Genomic DNA, 18,659 nt, shown 5'->3' on the forward strand with positions numbered 1-18,659 from the left:
CGCTTGATTCAGGTTCTAGCCCTTGCCTCAAGCGAGATGCGCATTCTACGCACCTGAGTTTTAATGTCAACATTTTATTTAAAGTTTTTTTTCGGTTTTCTCAAAAAAGTTTTTAAACGTTATGTTCAAGGTTTGACTATCAATATAGATAACGAAACCACTTAAAACTCGCTTCTCAGGTCTCCCTGAAGAAGTGGAGCGCATTTTAGGGATTTCTGCGCTCAGGTCAAGCCTTTTTTTGTCGATTATTGAAAAGAAAAGGTTGAATGATTAAAAATAGTACAATTTGTGTTTTTTTACTAATTTAAAAATGAAAAAAGAGTACTTATTAGTACTCTTTTTTCGATATAACTTGAGAGAGGAATAGTAAGTAATATTATTTTTCTTTTTCTGAATCTATTTTATCTACATTCTCTTCATTTTTTGTTGACGTAAATTCTGCATCTTCATCATCGCCTACTACATGTTCCAGCTTTAACTTTTTAACCGTCCTTATTGTTGTAAATGGACCTGAAGATGCATATAGAACAAAAATGACAGTTAATAGTTCCGCTGGACTAGCAGCAACAATAACGAACACTAACACAATCAATAATACGACGATAAAATTAACCTTACCTTTCCAATCTACATCCTTAAAGCTGTTATATCTAAAATTGCTCACCATTAATAAGCCACTTACAATGGTAATAACGCCCATTACGATACCAAAATCTTGGCCATTTAATTGATATTCAGTTCCTAGCCAAACTAAGCTTGCAATAACACCAGCTGCTGCCGGACTTGCTAATCCTTGGAAATACCTTTTATCTGCAACGCCAACTTGGGTATTAAATCTTGCAAGCCTTAACGCCGCTGCCGCAACAAACACAAATGCCGCCAACCAACCAAATTTTCCCATTCCAGATAAAGCCCAATTATAAACGACAAGTCCTGGGGCTATGCCAAATGAAACCATATCAGCCATACTGTCGTATTCTGCACCGAATTCACTTTGAGTATTTGTCATTCTTGCTACGCGACCATCAAGTCCATCAAATATCATCGCAATAAAAATGGCGATTGAAGCACTTTCAAAATGACCATTCATTGATGATACAACAGCAAAAAAACCAGAGAATAAACCAGCTGTTGTTAATAAGTTAGGCAATAAATAAATACCGCGTGTAGGTGTTTGCTCAGATGAGTTTTTATTTAGCATATAAGAATTTTTTCGTAAAAATAAAGGCGTAATCTATCATACCTATTATTAGTTCGCATATAAAAAGTGATGTAATCATCATGAAATCAATCAGAATATTTGTAAACTTGCAATTGACTTGTTATAAGTTCTATATAGGTAATTATTTTCAATATTGAAAATTACAATCAGGTAATTTGTATGATGATTCAAAAATTTACATTAGGATTTTTTCTGTTTAGCTCGTTCGCTTATAGTATGGCAGAAAATGTTATCGTTTACCGATGGGTTGATAGTAATAATGTTGTTCACTTTAGTCAGCATCAACCAAAACATGATAACTATACCGAAATTTCTATGTCAAATACGGTTAAAGCTAAAACAGACGAAAAATCTGATTCAGCCGATGAGAAGCCTGAGGCACCTATTGAGATCGCTGCAACGCCAAATAAATGTGAAGAAGCAAAAGCCAATGTCGAAACATTAAAAGGCTTCGATAAAATTCAATACACCAATGCGAAAGGTGAATTACAAGTATTGACCGCTCAAGAAAAAGTACAACAGCTAGCAATTAATGAAAAGCAAGTAGAAGTATTTTGTGGGGTTAATTAGTTTTCAATCTTTATAACGAAAAAAAGAGCCGAAAGGCTCTTTTTTTTTAGGAAACTATCGATTAACGACGTAAGCCTAATTTACCGATTAACGTTGTGTAACGCTCAACGTTTTTACCTTTCAAGTAATCAAGTAATTTACGACGTTGACTTACCATGCGTAATAAACCACGACGTGAGTGATGATCATGGATGTGCTCTTGGAAGTGACCTTGAAGGTGATTAATTTGCGTAGTTAATAAAGCAACTTGTACTTCAGGTGAACCTGTATCACCTTCTTTTTGAGCGTATTCTGCAACGATTGCAGCTTTTTCTGTAGCATTTAAAGACATTTTTTAATCCTTAGTGTGAAATACCTAGTTGGTATTAATAATAATCCCATCTGCCAAACACTAATTCAGCGAGGATGGTAAAAGAGCGCGTATTCTAGCAACATATCTAACGAATGCAATAGATTTATAGATTTATTGTGCGTCTACAACCGTTATACGTTTGGGAGCAACAAGTCCATCATCATCAATCATACCGACACCGATAAAATCATCACTATCCATATCGCCGATATACACTTGTACCATGCCTTCTAAAGGTGAGTTTTCAGCTTTAACAGGATTACCGTGTCGTAAAAAGTTCGCTGACATCTCATCTACATATACTTTAGGAATGCCATCACATGCGGTATTCATAGGTAATAATAACGGGTCTAACAATGTTGAAGGTGAAATGTTTTGCTCATTTGCTTGTTCAAGTAAAGCTTCAAGTCGCTCCATAGTCACCATTTTATCAGTTGGATAATTTCCAACTGCGCTTCGGTGTAGTTGAGCAACATATGCGCCACAGCCAAGTAATTCACCTAAATCATCAACGATAGTACGAATATAGGTGCCTTTAGAGACGTGAATATCTAAATCTACTTCATCATTTTCAAATCGTAACAAGCTAAGGTGATAAACCGTAATATCTCTAGACTCTCTTGGAACTTCGATACCTTCCCGAGCATATTTATATAAAGGCTGCCCCTGATATTTTAACGCCGAATACATTGAAGGTACTTGTTTTGTCGTACCTCGAAAGTGTTCCAGTGCATCCGCTAATTGCTCAGCTGAAATATTAACGGGTTTATTACTAACAACTTCACCATCAGCATCGCTAGTGGTCGTTCTAATCCCCAACTTGGCCGTCACGAGGTAGCGCTTATCTGTATCGAGTAAAAATTGAGAAAACTTGGTTCCTTCGCCCAAGCAAATAGGAAGCATGCCGGTGGCTAACGGATCTAAAGCACCTGTATGTCCTGCTTTTTGGGCAAAATAAAGCCTTTTTACTTTTTGTAAGGCACTATTTGACGACATTTCATATGGCTTATCTAATAATAAAACGCCATTAATCGGACGACCTTTTCTACGCTTAGCCATTTACTTATTCTGCTCCTGGCTCTACATCAACGTCGCTTTCATGATTTTTCTCATCTTCAGCAATCGCTTTATCTACTAAGTTACCCATTCGGACACCTTCAACCATCGATTTGTCATACACAAAACGTAATTCAGGCATAATTCGAGCTTTAATACGCTTGGCTAATAACGTACGAATATAACTTGCAGCGTCATTTAAAATTTTAACTGACTCATCAACATTTTGACCTTCTAAGGTAAAAAAAGTAACAAATATTTTGGCGTAAGCTAAATCACGAGTAATCTCTACAGCATTAACTGTCACCATACCTAAACGAGGATCTTTCACTTCACGCTGAATGATCATCGCTATTTCTTTTTGGATTTCTTGACCGACTCTGTCGGTACGAGCAAATTCTCTTGCCATTTAATTCTCCTAACAAAAACGGAGGCCAAGCCTCCATTTCTAATATTCTTCTGATCCTGTTGTGCTGATTTAAAATAAGAAACTTGAAATTAAAGCTGGTTTTACAAAGTCTTATAGACTGACTTTGTTCAACCAACAATAAATTAAAGTCAAATACACTAAATAGAACTTACAGTGAGCGCTGAACTTCTACCGTTTCGAAAACTTCGATTTGGTCACCAACGCGAACATCATTATAGTTCTTAACGCCGATACCACACTCAGTATCTTTACGCACTTCTTGAACATCATCTTTAAAGCGACGTAATGACTCAAGTTCACCTTCATAAATAACCACGTTTTCACGTAGAACACGAATAGGTGCAGAACGTTTGATAATACCTTCAGTAACCATACAACCAGCGATAGCACCAATTTTCGGAGACTTAAACACATCACGTACTTGAGCAAGACCAATAATTTCTTGTTTAAACTCAGGCGCAAGCATACCACTCATTGCTTGTTTAACTTCATCAATCAAAGCATAGATAACGCTGTAGTAACGTAAATCAATTTTCTCTGATTCGATAATTTTACGAGCAGCAGCATCAGCACGCACATTAAAACCAACCACAATAGCATTTGAAGCGGCCGCTAATGTAGCGTCTGTTTCAGTAATTCCACCAACACCTGAACCGATAATTTTAACTTTAACTTCATCCGTTGAAAGTTTAACTAACGAATCAGAAATCGCTTCTAAAGAACCTTGAACATCTGATTTAAGTACAACATTTACTTCAGAAATATCGCCTTCAGCCATGTTTGCAAACATGTTTTCAAGTTTAGATTTCTGCTGACGAGCAAGTTTAACATCGCGGAATTTACCTTGACGATATAAAGCAACTTCGCGCGCTTTCTTCTCATCTTTAACAACTGTCGCTTCATCACCTGATTGTGGTACACCACTTAATCCAAGGATTTCAACTGGAATTGAAGGGCCTGCAGATTGAATCGCTTTACCATTTTCATCACGCATGGCACGAACACGACCATATTCTAATCCACAAAGTACGATATCACCTTGATTCAACGTACCTTCTTGAACAAGTACCGTTGCAACCGGACCACGACCTTTATCTAATTTAGATTCAACAACAACACCACTTGCCATTTTATCAACAACAGCAGTTAGTTCTAGTACTTCTGATTGTAATAAAATTGAGTCAAGTAACTCGTCAATACCTAAACCAGTTTTCGCTGAAACGTGACAGAATTGAACATCACCGCCCCAGTCTTCTGGGATAACATCATGTTGAGATAATTCAGTTTTAACACGATCTGGGTCTGCCGTTTCTTTATCCATTTTGTTAACAGCAATAATAATTGGTGCTTCAGATGCTTTTGCATGTTGAATCGCTTCAATTGTTTGCGGCATAACACCATCGTCAGCAGCAACAACAATAATTACAATATCTGTTGCTTTAGCACCACGAGAACGCATAGCGGTAAACGCAGCATGGCCTGGAGTATCTAAGAAAGTGATCATGCCATGACCTGTTTCTACATGGTAAGCACCAATATGCTGTGTAATACCACCCGCTTCGCCATCAGCAACTTTTGCTTTACGAATATGGTCAAGTAATGATGTTTTACCATGATCAACGTGACCCATGATAGTTACAACAGGCGCACGAGTGATAGCATCACCGGCATCGCCGCGATCAGAAAGTACCGCTTCTTCTAGCGCATTTTCTTTCACTAACACCACTTCACGACCCATTTCTTCAGCAACGAGTGCAGCGGTTTCTTGGTCAATAACTTGGTTAATAGTCGCCATAGCGCCCATTTTGAACATAGTTTTTACAACTTCAGCGCCTTTTACAGACATTTTATTGGCTAATTCAGCCACTGAAATTGTTTCGCCGATACGAACTTCATTCATCTTCGCTTCTACAGGTTTAGTAAAACCATGTTTTAAGCTTTGCGGAGCAGATAATGTTTGTTTACCTTTACCACCACGACCGCCTTTAGCATTGCGATCTTGTTGATTATTCTTTTTCTTACGACGGCGACGTCCACCTTCATCGGCAGAGTCAACTTTATCTTCCGCTTCTTGGGCGTATTTAGAAGACGTTAAATGAACAACTTCTTTTTCTTTCGCTTTACGTTCCGCTTCTTGTGCTTTCCAACGAGCTTCGTTTTCTTCGGCAAGTTTGCGTGCAGCTTCAGCAGATTCTTTCGCTTCTGCCTCAATTTTAGCAGCCGCTTCTGCTTCTTGTTGAAGGCGTAAAGCTTTTGCTTCATCACTTTCCGCAGCTTTCACTGGTGTTTGTTGAGCTTCTTCAATATTTTTAGCTTTCGCTTGAGCAGCTTGTTTTGCTTTAGCTTCAGCTTCTGCTTTAGCCTGAGCTTTACGCTCTGCTTCGGCTTCGGCTCTTGCTGCAGCAGCAGCTTTTGCATTCTCGGCTTCTTTTGCTTCTGCAATGGCTTTAGCTTCGGCTTCGGCTTTCGCTTTTGCTGCGGCTTCTTCTGCGGCTTTCGCTTCAGCTTCGGCCATTTGTTGCTCTTCTAATTCACTACGTTTAACGTAAGTACGTTTTTTACGCACTTCTACTTGAACTGATTTAGCTTTACTTCCGCTACCCATAGTCAACGTAGATTTTTTCTTCCGGCTTAACGTCATCTTGCTTGGTTTAGCAGATGAGTCATCACCGTGTTGTTTTTTAAGATGTTCAAGAAGAGACTCTTTCTCTTCTTGCGATACAGAATCCGATGCACTTTTCGTTACACCAATATCTGCCAATTGCCCAACCAATCTATCGACCGGTGCGCCTATTTCATTGGCAAGTTCTTCTACTGTTACAGATGCCATCTATTTTGTACTCCCGGTGCTATTACTCTTCATTAAACCAACATATATTACGCGCAGCCATAATAAGCTCGCCTGCTTTGGTTTCATCTAACTCTTCAATATCTGAAATTTCATCAACACCTTGCTCAGCTAAATCTTCGAGAGTAATAACTCCTCGACTTGCTAAAACAAATGCCAAATGTCGCTCTAAACCTTCTAAATTTAATAAATCTTCAGCAGGTTCGGCGTTCTCTAATGATTCTTCACTTGCTAATGCTTTAGTGGTTAATGCTGCTTTTGCACGTTCACGAAGCTCTTCAACAATATCTTCATCCATACCATCAATATCTAATAATTCAGATGCAGGTACGTAAGCTATTTCTTCTAGTGAAGTAAATCCTTCTTCGGCTAGCAATAAGGCAAAATCTTCATCGATATCTAATTTTTCCGTAAATAACGATAAAACTTTGTCATTTTCAGCTTGATGTTTTTCATTCATATCAGCAACAGTCATAACGTTAAGTTCCCAGCCAGTTAATTGACTAGCTAAACGAACGTTTTGACCACTACGGCCGATCGCCATAGCAAGGTTGCCTTCTTCAACAGCAATATCCATAGTGCCTTTGTCTTCATCAACGATGATTGAAGCAACTTCAGCTGGTGCCATTGCATTGATAACGTATTGTGCTGGATTATCATCATATAAAACGATATCTACACGCTCGCCACCTAATTCTCCTGATACAGCTTGTACGCGAGAACCTCGCATACCAACACAAGCGCCTACAGGATCAATGCGTTTGTCGTTTGATTTAACGGCAATTTTCGCTCTTGAACCTGGGTCACGTGCTGCACCTTTGATTTCTAGCATTTCTTCGCCAATCTCTGGAACTTCAACACGAAATAGCTCAATCAGCATTTCTGGTTTTGTACGAGACACAAACAATTGCGCGCCGCGTGCTTCCGGCTTAATCACATAAAGCAAACCACGAACACGATCACCTGGTCGGAATACTTCACGTGGTAATAAATCATCACGATAAATAATTGCTTCCGCATTATTGCCTAGATCAAGAATGACACTTTCACGGCTCGCTTTTTTCACAACACCAGTGATTAATTCACCAACTTGATCTTGATAAGCATCAATTATTAATGCACGTTCGGCTTCGCGTATTTTTTGTACAATTACTTGTTTTGCCGTTTGCGTGGTTACACGGTCAAATTTAACCGATTCAATTTGTTCTTCAACATAATCACCAACCACTAAATCAGGTTGATCATATTGAGCAGCCGATAAACTCATTTCTGCAAATGGGTTTTCTGTTTCTGCATCATCGGCAACCACTAACCAACGTCTAAACGTATCAAATTCGCCTGTTTTACGGTCAATACAAACACGTACAACAATATCCCCTTCATACTTCTTTTTCGTGGCAGTTTCTAATGCAGTTTCCATCGCTTCAAAAATACTTTCACGAGGTAATGCTTTTTCGTTAGATACAGCATCTACTACCAGTAATATTTCCTTACTCATGCTACTTAGCCTTTAATATTCGTTATAATTCAATACACTATTTTTCAAAATTATGAACAAGATTGCCCTTGTCAACATTACTGAAAACAAGTTCATACTCTTCATTATCTACCGTTACTATTAACATATCGTTTTCAACAGCATTTAATATGCCTTTGAATTTTCGACGTCCATTTAACGGTAGAGATAATCTGATGTTCACTGTTTCACCTACCACTGCTTGATAGTGAGCTAGAGAGAATAGAGGTCTGTCTAAACCAGGAGATGAAACTTCTAAATTGTATTCAGTACTAATTGGATCTTCTACATCAAGCAATGCACCTACTTGACGACTAACCTCAGCACAATTATCAACATCAATGCCATTTTCATGGTCGATAAAAAGACGTAGTATCGAGTGTTTACCCGCACTAACGAACTCTATACCTAATAATTCAACACCAACTTCTTCTACAGCTGGTCGTAACATGTCTGTTAATTTATGTTCAAATTTAGCCAATCAACTTCTCCAATTCCAATATATCTGGATACAAAAAAAGGGCATATAGCCCAGCGAAAACACATGCTGTCAGGTACCTTTTCAAGGTACAAAAAAACCCCATATCGGGGCCTATTTTCACTGAACCCGCAATGTGTATTATTTCAAATAACAATGTATTTAATTTGAAATAATGAACCGAAACAATAATAAGAGACTACAAATCTTTGTAATAACTTTCAGTGAAATACTGCCACGGAATAAAACGAGTAAATTATATAGCGCTAAGACAAGAATCGCAAGTACCTATCTACGATTACTTCGTTTAATTAGGTTACAAAAAACAGAAAAACAAGCCTTCGTTTGTAAATAGATTGATTAAGAAGATAAATTACGAATTAACAGTTGCTTAGTATTGCTATTTTATTCATGCTATAGCATTGATTAATGATTTATTAACCTAACATCTCAATTATTCTAGTAAGCTGTTATTTACAACACATCGACTATAATTGATTGAGTAATAGATAAGTTTGTCTCATCTATTGGTATGTTTTAATTAGTTTTAGGGTTTTTTATGTATACATACTCGCAGTTGATCTCACGAAATATGATCAGCACCGCAATTTTAAGTATTATTTTTATTGTCGTTGCTTTTTTCATTACTTCTGAGCAAGTTTTACTTCAACAAAAAAAACAGCATGACTTAATTAAGCTCTATTTAGCCCATAGTTCTGCTGAGAATATAGAGTCACTCTCGAAAAAAATAATGCAAAATCAACGATTTTCATTTTTTAAAGTGACTAATGCTGAAAATAACATTATTTTTGAGTCTACCTCTAAAAGCGATATTATATCCAACTTGCTTACCCCTAAAGCGACAACACAAAAAATATCACCGCAAGGTTTTATCGTTTCTTTGCAAACCAATGCATCAAATTATGCACATTATTTAATTGTCGTTTGTGCAACCATGTTAATTTTATCGTTAATTTTTGTCTTTATCGCCGGTAAATTTAGTATTAACCGTTATAAAAACATTATCAGTAGTATTAATAAGCAAATTAAAAATGAACTCACTCATGTATTAAATAATACCGATAAAACTGAAGACGAAGATATTTTTGACTTACCTGAATTAAATGCAGGTATCAGTGAAATTAAAAACCAAATAAATAGTCATATCTCCGATGCTGGCGCTTTAGAAAAAGAAGCATTTATTGAACCACTTACTCAATTAGAAAATCGTTCTCGATTCGTTCAATTTTTTGAAACTAAAAGTGAATCAATTGATTTTGGTGTCCTTACAATAACCCGTTGTTCTGAACTACAAACGATTAATCAAATTCATGGCTATACCGAAGGTGATAATTATATTTGTAAAGTCGCAGATATAATGAAAACAGCTTCGGCAAAATTTCAAGCTGCAAAGATTTTTAGATTAAACAGTTCAGATTTTGCTACGGTTTTACCCAATACAACCTTAAAAGATGCAGAAAATTACGCAAAAGAATTAACGAATCAATTTAATAAGTATCAACAATCATCAGACCTAGATTCTGTAGGTTATACGGGTTTAGTTAGTTTTAAGAGTGACAATCCGCTTGGTGAGTTATTAGCATTAGCAGATACTGGCATTAGTGTGGCGCAAACCCAACAAATAAACTCGTGGTACTCTCAAACTGATAGTAGTATTTTAGAAAGTTCTAGCGCTAGCTATGGTAATCAAAACTGGCGCCAAGAAATTGATAATGTAATAAAATACAACCGTTTAACTTTACTTATTCAACACATTAAACCAACCAGTAGAAACACTAAAACCTATAATGAAGTGCTAGCAAGGTTTTTAAACGTTAATGACGAGATGCTACCGACTGCCTCGTTCATTGCTATGGCCGAAAAACTAGACAAAATAGTTGCCATTGATCGGATGATCATTGAAAAAGTGATCGCTGAAATAAAAGATAAAAACTTACATGATCAGCAATTTGGAATTAATGTCAGTTCGCGTACTATTCATGATGAACAGTTCTTAATTTGGTTAGAAAGAAAATTATTGCGTGATCCTGCAATTAGCAAAAACCTTATCTTTGAAATTACTGAGTTTGGCTTACAACAAAATATTAAAACCAGTAAACGCTTTATCGATATGATCCATCGTGCTGGTTCAAGAGTCACGGTAGAACGATTTGGTGTAGGTTTAACCTCATTTAAATTTTTCAGGGATCTAAAACCTGATTACATAAAAATGGACAGCACTTATACTCGAGATATTGATGAAGATAAAAACAATCAATACTTTTTACGCTTAATGGTAGATTTAGCGCATAGATTAAGTATTACTGTATTAGCTGAAAGTGTTGAAAGTCAGGAAGAAATTTTTACTTTAGAAAAACTATTTATAGATGGTTGCCAAGGTTTTCATATTGGTAAACCAGAACCCTTGTAAAACATAACAATGGTTCAAATATCGAAAGTTTCGATCTATAAAGAAACGTAAGTGCACTAATCATAACCCCTTACGTTTCTTTTCAATTAACCTCAAATATATCTTTCCCAGTCAATCGACACATCAATCAAACAAAACTGAGCTATACACTGTTTAAACTCAGTAATAGCAAACAATTCGATGATGATTCGTAAAACAATCATGACAAAGGCTCACTCACAGCAATACTTGTTGCATATGCAATAATAATTTTTCAATAGATCGGTTGTTATCTTGCGAATAAAATCGGATAATAAGGCTAACTTATTCATTATTATTAAATTAGCATGACTGATTACCTATTATTATTAGTGGGCACAGTATTAGTTAACAACTTCGTGCTTGTGAAGTTTCTCGGTTTATGCCCGTTCATGGGTGTGTCCTCTAAAACAGAAACCGCCATAGGCATGTCATATGCAACTACGTTTGTTATGACCTTAGCTTCACTATTAAGCTACCTAGTAAAAACCTACGTTCTATCCCCTTTAGGGCTTGATTACCTAACTACAATGACATTTATTTTAGTCATTGCTGTTGTTGTACAATTTACTGAGATGGTCGTGCATAAAACTAGCGCAAACTTATATCGTTCACTGGGAATATTTTTACCGCTAATTACGACAAATTGTGCTGTGTTAGGTGTCGCTTTGTTAAACATGTATGAACAACATAACTTTTTAGAATCCATTATTTATGGCTTCAGCGCCGCACTTGGCTTTTCGTTAGTATTAATCATGTTTTCAGCTATGCGCGAAAAGCTCGCGAATGCAGACGTACCTACGCCATTTAAAGGGTCGGCAATCGCGATGATCACAGCAGGTTTAATGTCTCTTGCATTTATGGGCTTCACTGGGTTGGTTAAGTTTTAATGACAATAATTATTGCTATTTTAGTTATCGGCGCTATCGGTTTAGTCTTTGGTGCCTTACTTGGTTATGCATCAGTAAGGTTTAAAGTGGAAGGCGACCCGCTAGCTGAACAAATTGACGCTTTGTTGCCACAGACACAATGTGGCCAATGTGGATACCCAGGCTGCAAACCATATGCAGAAGCGGTTGCAAATGGCGAAGCCATCAATAAATGCGCGCCTGGTGGTGATGACACGATTAAAAAAATCGCTGATTTGATGGGAGTTGAAGTGCAACCATTAGATGGCAATCACGAAACAGATAACACCCCGAAAGTCGCCTTTATCATTGAGGAAGACTGTATCGGCTGTACGAAATGCATTCAAGCCTGTCCGGTAGATGCCATTATCGGCGCAACAAAACAAATGCATACAGTAATTATTGATGAGTGCACAGGTTGTGATTTATGTGTAGCACCTTGCCCTGTTGATTGTATTGAAATGCGTCCTATTCGCCAAACAACTCGAAATTGGCAATGGGATTTAAATACTATTCCTGTCGTAGAATTAGATGCAACACCACAAGGGAAAGAGGTTTAAGTGGAATCTGTCATTGAACGCATAGAAAAAGGGCAATTTTGGAAGTTTCATGGTGGCATTCACCCCCCTGAAATGAAATTTCTCACATCTAATAAACCGATTCTCCAACTTCCGATACCTGAAAAACTCGTAATACCGATTCAACAACACATTGGTGAAGCGGGCGAATTACTGGTAAACGTGGGCGACATTGTACTCAAAGGACAAGCCCTTACACGTTCTACCCTTCCCTTATCGGTACCTGTACATGCACCAACAAGTGGGAAAATTGCAGCCATCGAAAATGCTACCATTGCCCACCCATCTGGTTTAGAAGAGTTATGTATAACATTAATTCCTGACGGTGAAGACAAATGGCGTGAACGTACTATATGTCCTGAGTATCAACAATTATCAAAACCTGACATTATTGAAAAAATCAGTAATGCAGGAATTTCAGGGATGGGAGGCGCAGGCTTTCCTACACATATAAAAGTAAGCACTAAATCGCAAATCAATTATTTAATTATTAACGCCTCTGAATGTGAACCTTACATTACAGCAGATGACTTGTTAGTTAGAGAACATAGTTCAGCGATTCTTGACGGGATAAACATTCTTGATCACTTACTTGAACCGGCCTTTATCCTCATTGGTATTGAAGATAATAAACCAGAGGCTATACAAGCATTACAAAACGCGACTAAAGACATTGATAAAATAAAAGTCTGTGTTTTACCCACTCAATACCCTGTAGGCGGTGAAAAACAATTAATCATGGCATTAACAGGTACCGAAGTTCCATCAGGTGTACTACCAACCACCTTAGGTATTGTGATGCAAAATATAGCAACTTGCTTTGCCATTGCCGATGCCGTGATTCATGACACTCCACTCATAAAACGAGTAGTCACAGTGAGTGGTCAAGCATTAGCAAAACCTCAAAATGTTTGGGCATTATTAGGAACTCCCGTAGAATTTTTGTTGGATGAGTGTGGTTATCCGCAACAAGCAAAGAAGCATATTATTATGGGCGGCCCTATGATGGGATTTAGCCTGCCAAATAATCAAGTGCCGATTGTTAAAACCACTAATTGTATTTTAGCGCCTAGTGAAGAAGAAATTCCTAATGACAACCAAGAAGTAGAGTGTATTCGTTGCGGGCAATGTGCAGAAGTGTGTCCTAGCCAGTTGCTACCTCAAGAGCTGCAATGGAGTGCTAAAGCGAAAGATCATCAACAACTTAATACATTAAACTTATTTGATTGTATTGAATGCGGTGCATGTGCGTATGTATGTCCAAGCCATATCCCGTTAGTACATTATTATCGTGTTGCAAAGGCTGAAATTCGTCAGCAACATTTACTTGATTTAAAAGCAGAAAAAGCAAAAGTTCGTTTTGAAGCGCGTAAGTTACGATTAGAACGAGAAAAATTAGCGCGAGAAGAAAAACATAAGAAAGCGGCTGCAGCGCGCAAAGCTCGCATGAATTCCGGTACCCCAGAAGCAAATAATGAAAAGTCGGCAGTTGCTGCAGCCTTAGCTAGAGTGAAAGCGAAAAAAGCGCAAGCAAATGCCCAGCCCGCTAACGAAAATGTTGAAAACTCAACCGACAGTTCAGAAAAAAAATCTCAAGTGGCCGCGGCCATAGCTAGGGCAAAAGCGAAAAAACAAGCAGCAAAAAATAATCTTTCTGTCTCTGAAACACTACCCGATGAAATTAAAGCGGAAACCGTTGTAGGTAATAGTGAAGATAAGAGTGATATAGACCCTGTAGAAGCGAAAAAAGCTAAAATTGCCGCTGCAGTTGCTAAAGCAAAAGCCAAAAAATTAGCCGTAGACCAAACAACAGCGACTACATCAAAGTCAGATAATACGGTTGATGTATCTCCCGCGGAAGCTAAAAAAGCTAAAATTGCCGCTGCGGTTGCCAAAGCGAAAGCCAAAAAACAACAAGCTGAGCTAAAAAGTGAATCATTAGCTCCAGCAAATAACACGTTAAAAAATGCCAAACAAGATGAATCAGTAAATGATGCAGCTACTGATAAAAAAGCCCGTATAGCCGCAGCAGTTGCCAAAGCTAAAGCCAAAAAACAACAAGCAGAGTCAAAATAAAAATGGCCTATTGGATCGCAAGTTCTCCTCATAATCACCTGCAAAGCAAAACATCAGCATTAATGCGTTTGGTGATATATGCCACTATTCCCGGCATCCTTACTCAATGGTATTTTTTTGGTTGGGGCAACATTATCCATATCAGTTTGGCCATTGCGACAGCTTTGCTAACAGAATTTACCGTTTTATCGTTAAGAGAAAAAAAGGTTAGTGAGCAGCTCTTTGATGGAAGCGCTATTTTAACGGCTATATTGCTCGGCATCAGTTTGCCAGCTTTAGCACCATGGTGGATTTCGGTCATTGGAAGTATATTTGCCATTGCAATCGTGAAACAGCTTTATGGCGGTATTGGTTTAAACCCGTTTAACCCTGCAATGGCAGGTTATGTCATGCTATTAATATCTTTCCCTGTTCAAATGACCTCTTGGCAACCTCCACTTGAATTAATGTCTGTGCCTTTAGATTTCATCAATACTTTATCGGTTATTTTTACTAACTATACCTACGATGGTTATTCAGTCGAACAGTTACGCACTCATATCGATGGTCATACGATGGCAACGCCATTGGATACTGTAAAAACGAGTTTGACCTTAGGGTTAACGATCAATGAAAGCATGAATAATATTGTTATTGGCGAATATTTTGGTGTCGGCTGGCAGTCAATCAATTTAGCGTTTTTACTCGGTGGTATCTTTTTATTATTTAAAAAAGCGATTCCGTTAGTTACGCCATTGAGTTTTTTAGGTAGCTTATTTATTTGTTCATTTATTGCTTTTTTAATTAGCTCTGATAGTAACGCATCAACACTATTTCACTGGTTTAATGGGGCATGTATGTTAGGCGCCTTTTTTATTCTTACCGATCCTGTTTCAGGGGCAACCAGTGTTAAAGGTCGTATAATTTTTGGCGCGTTAGCTGGCTTCTTGGTCTTTATCATTCGCAAATTTGGTGGTTATCCGGATGCCGTCGCCTTTGCTGTGTTGTTATGTAATATGTCAGCGCCTTTAATCGATCAATACACTCGACCTCGCACTTACGGACATAAATAGGAATCATGATGCGAAATACTATTGAAAAGAACGCCAAATTACTCGCTCTTTTTGCCGTTGCCTGTACTGCGCTGATTGCTTTTGTCAATTTTTTAACAAAAGACGAAATTAAAGAACAAGAACAACAGCAACTTATTTCTACTTTATCCAGTATTATTAATCCAAACAGTCATAATAATTCCATTAGTCAAACATGTATTATTATTAAAGATACGCAATTAGGTGAAGAGCCACAAAAAGCCTATTTAGCAACAAATAATAATACCCCTATCGCCGCAGCAATAACTACGACTGCGCCTGATGGATACAACGGTAATATATTTTTATTAGTCGCCATAAACATAGACGGTTCAATTAGTGGTGTTCGTACTATTAAACATCAAGAAACCCCAGGCTTAGGTGATAAAGTGGAATTACGAAAAAGTCAGTGGATTTTAAGTTTTAACGGTAAACAGATCCTCGACGAAAATGATAACCGTTGGGGAGTAGCTAAAGACGGCGGCATGTTTGATCAATTTACCGGTGCCACAATTACCCCACGTGCCGTAGTGAATGCCGTGAAAAGAACCACCAACTATTTTAACCAACATAAAGCTGAGCTGTTTAACACCGCAGCAAATTGTTCAGCAAATGCTGAGATCGGATAAGTCATGAAACTATCAGACGAATACAAAGAACTCACCTGGCAGGGATTATGGAAAAACAATCCCGGCTTAGTGCAACTATTAGGTTTGTGTCCATTACTTGCAGTGACTTCAACAGTTACAAACGCATTAGGCTTAGGTCTTGCGACTATGTTTGTCTTAGTTTGCTCAAATGCTACCGTGTCAGCTATCCAACAATGGGTACCTAAAGAAATACGTATTCCTATTTTTGTTTTAATTATTGCCGCTTTTGTTACCTGTGTTCAATTATTGATGAATGCATTTACTTATGGGCTTTATCAATCTTTAGGCATTTTCCTCCCCCTTATCGTTACCAATTGCGCTATCATTGGTCGTGCAGAAGCCTATGCCTCTAAAAACCCTTTAAAACAGGCGAGTTTTGACGGTTTTATGATGGGTTTAGGTTTTTTATTAGTACTAATAGTATTAGGCGGTATTCGAGAAATATTAGGGCAAGGAACGCTATTTGACGGCGCAGACTTATTACTCGGCGAGTGGGCAAGTGTATTAAGAATCGAAGTATTTCAATTAGATAATCAATTTTTATTAGCCATACTCCCCCCTGGTGCATTTATCGCGATGGGCTTTTTGATTGCAGCTAAAAATAAAATTGATGCTAAATTAGCAGAAAAAGCCCCCAAACAAGCAGACGCTCAAATAGAGCGTGTTCGAGTAAACTTTGACAGTTAAGTGGTTATAACAAGTAAAGAAATTATATAACTGCCTAACTTAATTAATAAAAAAATAAAAATGAATAAAGAAAAACGCTTAGAAATATTAACTCGCTTACGCGATGATAATCCGCATCCAACGACTGAATTAAACTTTTCAAGTCCCTTTGAATTACTCATTGCGGTATTATTATCCGCCCAAGCAACCGATGTGGGTGTTAATAAAGCTACGGCTAAACTTTATCCTGTTGCCAATACCCCTCAAGCTATACTTGATTTAGGTTTAGACGGATTAAAATCTTATATCAAAACCATAGGTTTATTTAACACCAAAGCTGTTAATACGATAAAAACCTGCCAAATGTTAGTCGACTTACATGGTGGTGAAGTCCCAGAAGATAGAGCAGCACTAGAAGCATTACCTGGCGTAGGCCGCAAAACCGCAAACGTTGTACTGAATACCGCTTTTGGCTGGCCCACCATAGCCGTTGACACTCATATATTCCGTGTAAGCAACCGCACTAAATTAGCCATGGGCAAAAACGTTGATCTAGTAGAGCAAAAACTTTTAAAAGTGGTACCAGCTGAATTTAAGGTTGACGTACACCATTGGCTAATTCTTCACGGTCGTTATACCTGTGTTGCCCGCAAACCTCGTTGTGGTGCCTGTATCATTGAAGACTTGTGTGAGTTCAAGGATAAAACTGAATAGCCAAACGCAACTATTTAGTAACAACTAACTCTAACGATAACTATGACAACCATTCAGACTTTAATTATTGTCTGTATTTAAAATCAAACGTCAAAAGCGTTCATTATCTCTAAGTGTAAGCACTTCAAAGCCGTCAGAGGTAACCAAAACTGTATGTTCCCATTGAGCAGATAACTTTTTGTCTCGAGTAACCACTGTCCAGCCATCTTTTTTGGTCTTGGTTTTATATGCTCCTTGATTGATCATAGGCTCGATAGTAAAAGTCATACCTTTTTTTAAGGTAATTCCTGAATTAGGTTTACCATAATGTAAAATTTGAGGCGCTTCATGCATTTCCCTACCAATACCATGCCCACAATAATCTTTTACGACACTGTAACCATGCTTTTCAACGTGACTCTGTATAGCATGCCCTATATCCCCTATTGTTGAGTTAGGTTTTACTGTCTGTATACCCTTCCACATAGCTTCATAAGTAACATCGACCAATTTTTTAGCGATAGGCGCTACCTTACCAATACAATACATTTTACTACTATCAGATATAAATCCATTCTTTTCTAAAGTGACATCAATATTAACAATATCGCCGTTCTTTAGTTTTTTCGCAACAGAAGGTACGCCATGGCAAACAACCTCATTTATTGATGAATTTAAAACGTATTGGTAACCATATTGTCCTTTGCTTGCTGGTCGAGCGTTCAACTTACTAACAATTATGTCTTCGACAAAATCATTAATTTCAAGCGTTGATTTACCAACTTCAACAAATCTGTCTAACTCATCAAAAACAGCCGCGAGTAATCGGCCAGATTCACGCATGAGCGAAATTTCTTCCCCTGTTTTAATATTGATATTATTCATTGATAAGTTTCATGGTTTCAATATTTTGATTTTTCTTTTCTCGTTCAATAATTTGCTCGTATGTCATCGTTGGATTTTGCTCTGCAACCCGGCCAATCTTCATCCAAAACTCTGCTTGAGAGTTGATTGAACGTTCCATTACTGTGCTGTTTTTCCGAACTTCCTCATGAAGTTCATCTGAAATTTTTACTATGCCCATAGCTAACCCCAAA

At 37.7% G+C, this 18,659-nt stretch carries 18 protein-coding genes; 9 read left to right on the forward strand and 9 right to left on the reverse strand.

What is annotated here, in order from left to right; all coding sequences use genetic code 11:
* Positions 1-376: 376 nt before the first annotated feature.
* Positions 377-1,201: a CDP-diacylglycerol--serine O-phosphatidyltransferase gene (gene pssA, locus ABXH06_RS13745; protein WP_311583450.1), complete on the reverse strand. Its 825-nt coding sequence runs from the start codon at positions 1,199-1,201 to the stop codon at positions 377-379.
* Positions 1,202-1,381: 180 nt separating this feature from the next.
* On the opposite strand from pssA, the gene ABXH06_RS13750 reads away from it, so the two are divergent.
* Positions 1,382-1,792: a DUF4124 domain-containing protein gene (locus ABXH06_RS13750; RefSeq protein WP_353518598.1), complete on the forward strand. Its 411-nt coding sequence runs from the start codon at positions 1,382-1,384 to the stop codon at positions 1,790-1,792.
* Between the two features lie 61 nt (positions 1,793-1,853).
* Here the strand turns inward: ABXH06_RS13750 and rpsO are convergent, their stop codons facing one another.
* The 6 genes from rpsO to rimP all read right to left on the reverse strand — a co-directional run bounded on the left by rpsO (position 1,854) and on the right by rimP (position 8,475).
* A complete protein-coding gene (gene rpsO, locus ABXH06_RS13755; RefSeq protein ID WP_303452325.1) occupies positions 1,854-2,123 on the reverse strand; it encodes a 30S ribosomal protein S15 in 270 nt (89 codons plus the stop codon).
* 132 nt (positions 2,124-2,255) lie between these two features.
* Positions 2,256-3,203, reverse strand: a complete 948-nt coding sequence (truB, locus tag ABXH06_RS13760) for a tRNA pseudouridine(55) synthase TruB (RefSeq protein ID WP_311583442.1) — start codon at positions 3,201-3,203, stop codon at positions 2,256-2,258.
* A 4-nt stretch (positions 3,204-3,207) separates the two neighbouring features.
* Positions 3,208-3,609 carry a 30S ribosome-binding factor RbfA gene (rbfA, locus tag ABXH06_RS13765; RefSeq protein ID WP_311583439.1) on the reverse strand — a complete coding sequence of 134 codons (402 nt, stop codon included), beginning with the start codon at positions 3,607-3,609 and terminating at the stop codon, positions 3,208-3,210.
* A gap of 169 nt (positions 3,610-3,778) precedes the next feature.
* Entirely contained in the window at positions 3,779-6,460 is a 2,682-nt protein-coding gene (gene infB, locus ABXH06_RS13770) for a translation initiation factor IF-2 (protein WP_311583436.1), read from the reverse strand.
* Between the two features lie 22 nt (positions 6,461-6,482).
* Positions 6,483-7,976: a transcription termination factor NusA gene (gene nusA, locus ABXH06_RS13775; protein WP_311583433.1), complete on the reverse strand. Its 1,494-nt coding sequence runs from the start codon at positions 7,974-7,976 to the stop codon at positions 6,483-6,485.
* A 37-nt stretch (positions 7,977-8,013) separates the two neighbouring features.
* Positions 8,014-8,475 (reverse strand): ribosome maturation factor RimP, encoded by a 462-nt coding sequence (rimP, locus tag ABXH06_RS13780; protein WP_353518599.1) that lies wholly within the window; start codon positions 8,473-8,475, stop codon positions 8,014-8,016.
* Positions 8,476-9,031: 556 nt separating this feature from the next.
* On the opposite strand from rimP, the gene ABXH06_RS13785 reads away from it, so the two are divergent.
* The 8 genes from ABXH06_RS13785 (at position 9,032) to nth (ending at position 17,583) form a co-directional block, all read left to right on the forward strand.
* Positions 9,032-10,903 carry an EAL domain-containing protein gene (locus tag ABXH06_RS13785; protein ID WP_353518600.1) on the forward strand — a complete coding sequence of 624 codons (1,872 nt, stop codon included), beginning with the start codon at positions 9,032-9,034 and terminating at the stop codon, positions 10,901-10,903.
* A gap of 326 nt (positions 10,904-11,229) precedes the next feature.
* Positions 11,230-11,811 carry an electron transport complex subunit RsxA gene (rsxA, locus tag ABXH06_RS13790; RefSeq protein ID WP_303452339.1) on the forward strand — a complete coding sequence of 194 codons (582 nt, stop codon included), beginning with the start codon at positions 11,230-11,232 and terminating at the stop codon, positions 11,809-11,811.
* Positions 11,811-12,389, forward strand: a complete 579-nt coding sequence (rsxB, locus tag ABXH06_RS13795; protein ID WP_311583422.1) for an electron transport complex subunit RsxB — start codon at positions 11,811-11,813, stop codon at positions 12,387-12,389. The genes rsxA and rsxB overlap by 1 nt, the downstream gene beginning before the upstream one ends.
* Entirely contained in the window at positions 12,390-14,483 is a 2,094-nt protein-coding gene (rsxC, locus tag ABXH06_RS13800; protein WP_353518601.1) for an electron transport complex subunit RsxC, read from the forward strand.
* A 2-nt stretch (positions 14,484-14,485) separates the two neighbouring features.
* Positions 14,486-15,535, forward strand: a complete 1,050-nt coding sequence (rsxD, locus tag ABXH06_RS13805; protein ID WP_353518602.1) for an electron transport complex subunit RsxD — start codon at positions 14,486-14,488, stop codon at positions 15,533-15,535.
* A gap of 8 nt (positions 15,536-15,543) precedes the next feature.
* Positions 15,544-16,182: an electron transport complex subunit RsxG gene (rsxG, locus tag ABXH06_RS13810; protein ID WP_353518681.1), complete on the forward strand. Its 639-nt coding sequence runs from the start codon at positions 15,544-15,546 to the stop codon at positions 16,180-16,182.
* Between the two features lie 3 nt (positions 16,183-16,185).
* The gene (locus ABXH06_RS13815; protein WP_311583413.1) at positions 16,186-16,890 is read left to right on the forward strand and encodes an electron transport complex subunit E; all 705 of its coding nucleotides are present in this window, start codon (positions 16,186-16,188) and stop codon (positions 16,888-16,890) included.
* Positions 16,891-16,950: 60 nt separating this feature from the next.
* Positions 16,951-17,583 carry an endonuclease III gene (gene nth, locus ABXH06_RS13820; RefSeq protein WP_311583409.1) on the forward strand — a complete coding sequence of 211 codons (633 nt, stop codon included), beginning with the start codon at positions 16,951-16,953 and terminating at the stop codon, positions 17,581-17,583.
* A 90-nt stretch (positions 17,584-17,673) separates the two neighbouring features.
* Here nth and map read toward each other — a convergent pair whose 3' ends face one another.
* Both map and ABXH06_RS13830 read right to left on the reverse strand, forming a co-directional pair.
* Positions 17,674-18,447 (reverse strand): type I methionyl aminopeptidase, encoded by a 774-nt coding sequence (gene map / locus ABXH06_RS13825; RefSeq protein ID WP_353518603.1) that lies wholly within the window; start codon positions 18,445-18,447, stop codon positions 17,674-17,676.
* Positions 18,440-18,646 (reverse strand): ParD-like family protein, encoded by a 207-nt coding sequence (locus ABXH06_RS13830; RefSeq protein WP_311583403.1) that lies wholly within the window; start codon positions 18,644-18,646, stop codon positions 18,440-18,442. The genes map and ABXH06_RS13830 overlap by 8 nt, the downstream gene beginning before the upstream one ends.
* Between the last annotated feature and the right edge of the window lie 13 nt (positions 18,647-18,659).

The sequence above is a fragment of the Thalassotalea sp. SU-HH00458 genome (assembly GCF_040362795.1).
GTDB classification, from domain to species: domain Bacteria; phylum Pseudomonadota; class Gammaproteobacteria; order Enterobacterales; family Alteromonadaceae; genus Thalassotalea_H; species Thalassotalea_H castellviae.

Coding starts and splice junctions, on each gene's coding strand:
- rsxA (WP_303452339.1), top strand. CDS start 11,230: ATGACTGATTACCTATTATTATTAGTGGGCACAGTATTAGTTAACAAC.
- nusA (WP_311583433.1), bottom strand. CDS start 7,976: ATGAGTAAGGAAATATTACTGGTAGTAGATGCTGTATCTAACGAAAAA.
- nth (WP_311583409.1), top strand. CDS start 16,951: ATGAATAAAGAAAAACGCTTAGAAATATTAACTCGCTTACGCGATGAT.
- ABXH06_RS13785 (WP_353518600.1), top strand. CDS start 9,032: ATGTATACATACTCGCAGTTGATCTCACGAAATATGATCAGCACCGCA.
- rsxB (WP_311583422.1), top strand. CDS start 11,811: ATGACAATAATTATTGCTATTTTAGTTATCGGCGCTATCGGTTTAGTC.
- ABXH06_RS13750 (WP_353518598.1), top strand. CDS start 1,382: ATGATGATTCAAAAATTTACATTAGGATTTTTTCTGTTTAGCTCGTTC.
- rbfA (WP_311583439.1), bottom strand. CDS start 3,609: ATGGCAAGAGAATTTGCTCGTACCGACAGAGTCGGTCAAGAAATCCAA.
- truB (WP_311583442.1), bottom strand. CDS start 3,203: ATGGCTAAGCGTAGAAAAGGTCGTCCGATTAATGGCGTTTTATTATTA.
- map (WP_353518603.1), bottom strand. CDS start 18,447: ATGAATAATATCAATATTAAAACAGGGGAAGAAATTTCGCTCATGCGT.
- infB (WP_311583436.1), bottom strand. CDS start 6,460: ATGGCATCTGTAACAGTAGAAGAACTTGCCAATGAAATAGGCGCACCG.
- pssA (WP_311583450.1), bottom strand. CDS start 1,201: ATGCTAAATAAAAACTCATCTGAGCAAACACCTACACGCGGTATTTAT.
- rpsO (WP_303452325.1), bottom strand. CDS start 2,123: ATGTCTTTAAATGCTACAGAAAAAGCTGCAATCGTTGCAGAATACGCT.
- ABXH06_RS13830 (WP_311583403.1), bottom strand. CDS start 18,646: ATGGGCATAGTAAAAATTTCAGATGAACTTCATGAGGAAGTTCGGAAA.
- rsxD (WP_353518602.1), top strand. CDS start 14,486: ATGGCCTATTGGATCGCAAGTTCTCCTCATAATCACCTGCAAAGCAAA.
- rsxG (WP_353518681.1), top strand. CDS start 15,544: ATGCGAAATACTATTGAAAAGAACGCCAAATTACTCGCTCTTTTTGCC.
- ABXH06_RS13815 (WP_311583413.1), top strand. CDS start 16,186: ATGAAACTATCAGACGAATACAAAGAACTCACCTGGCAGGGATTATGG.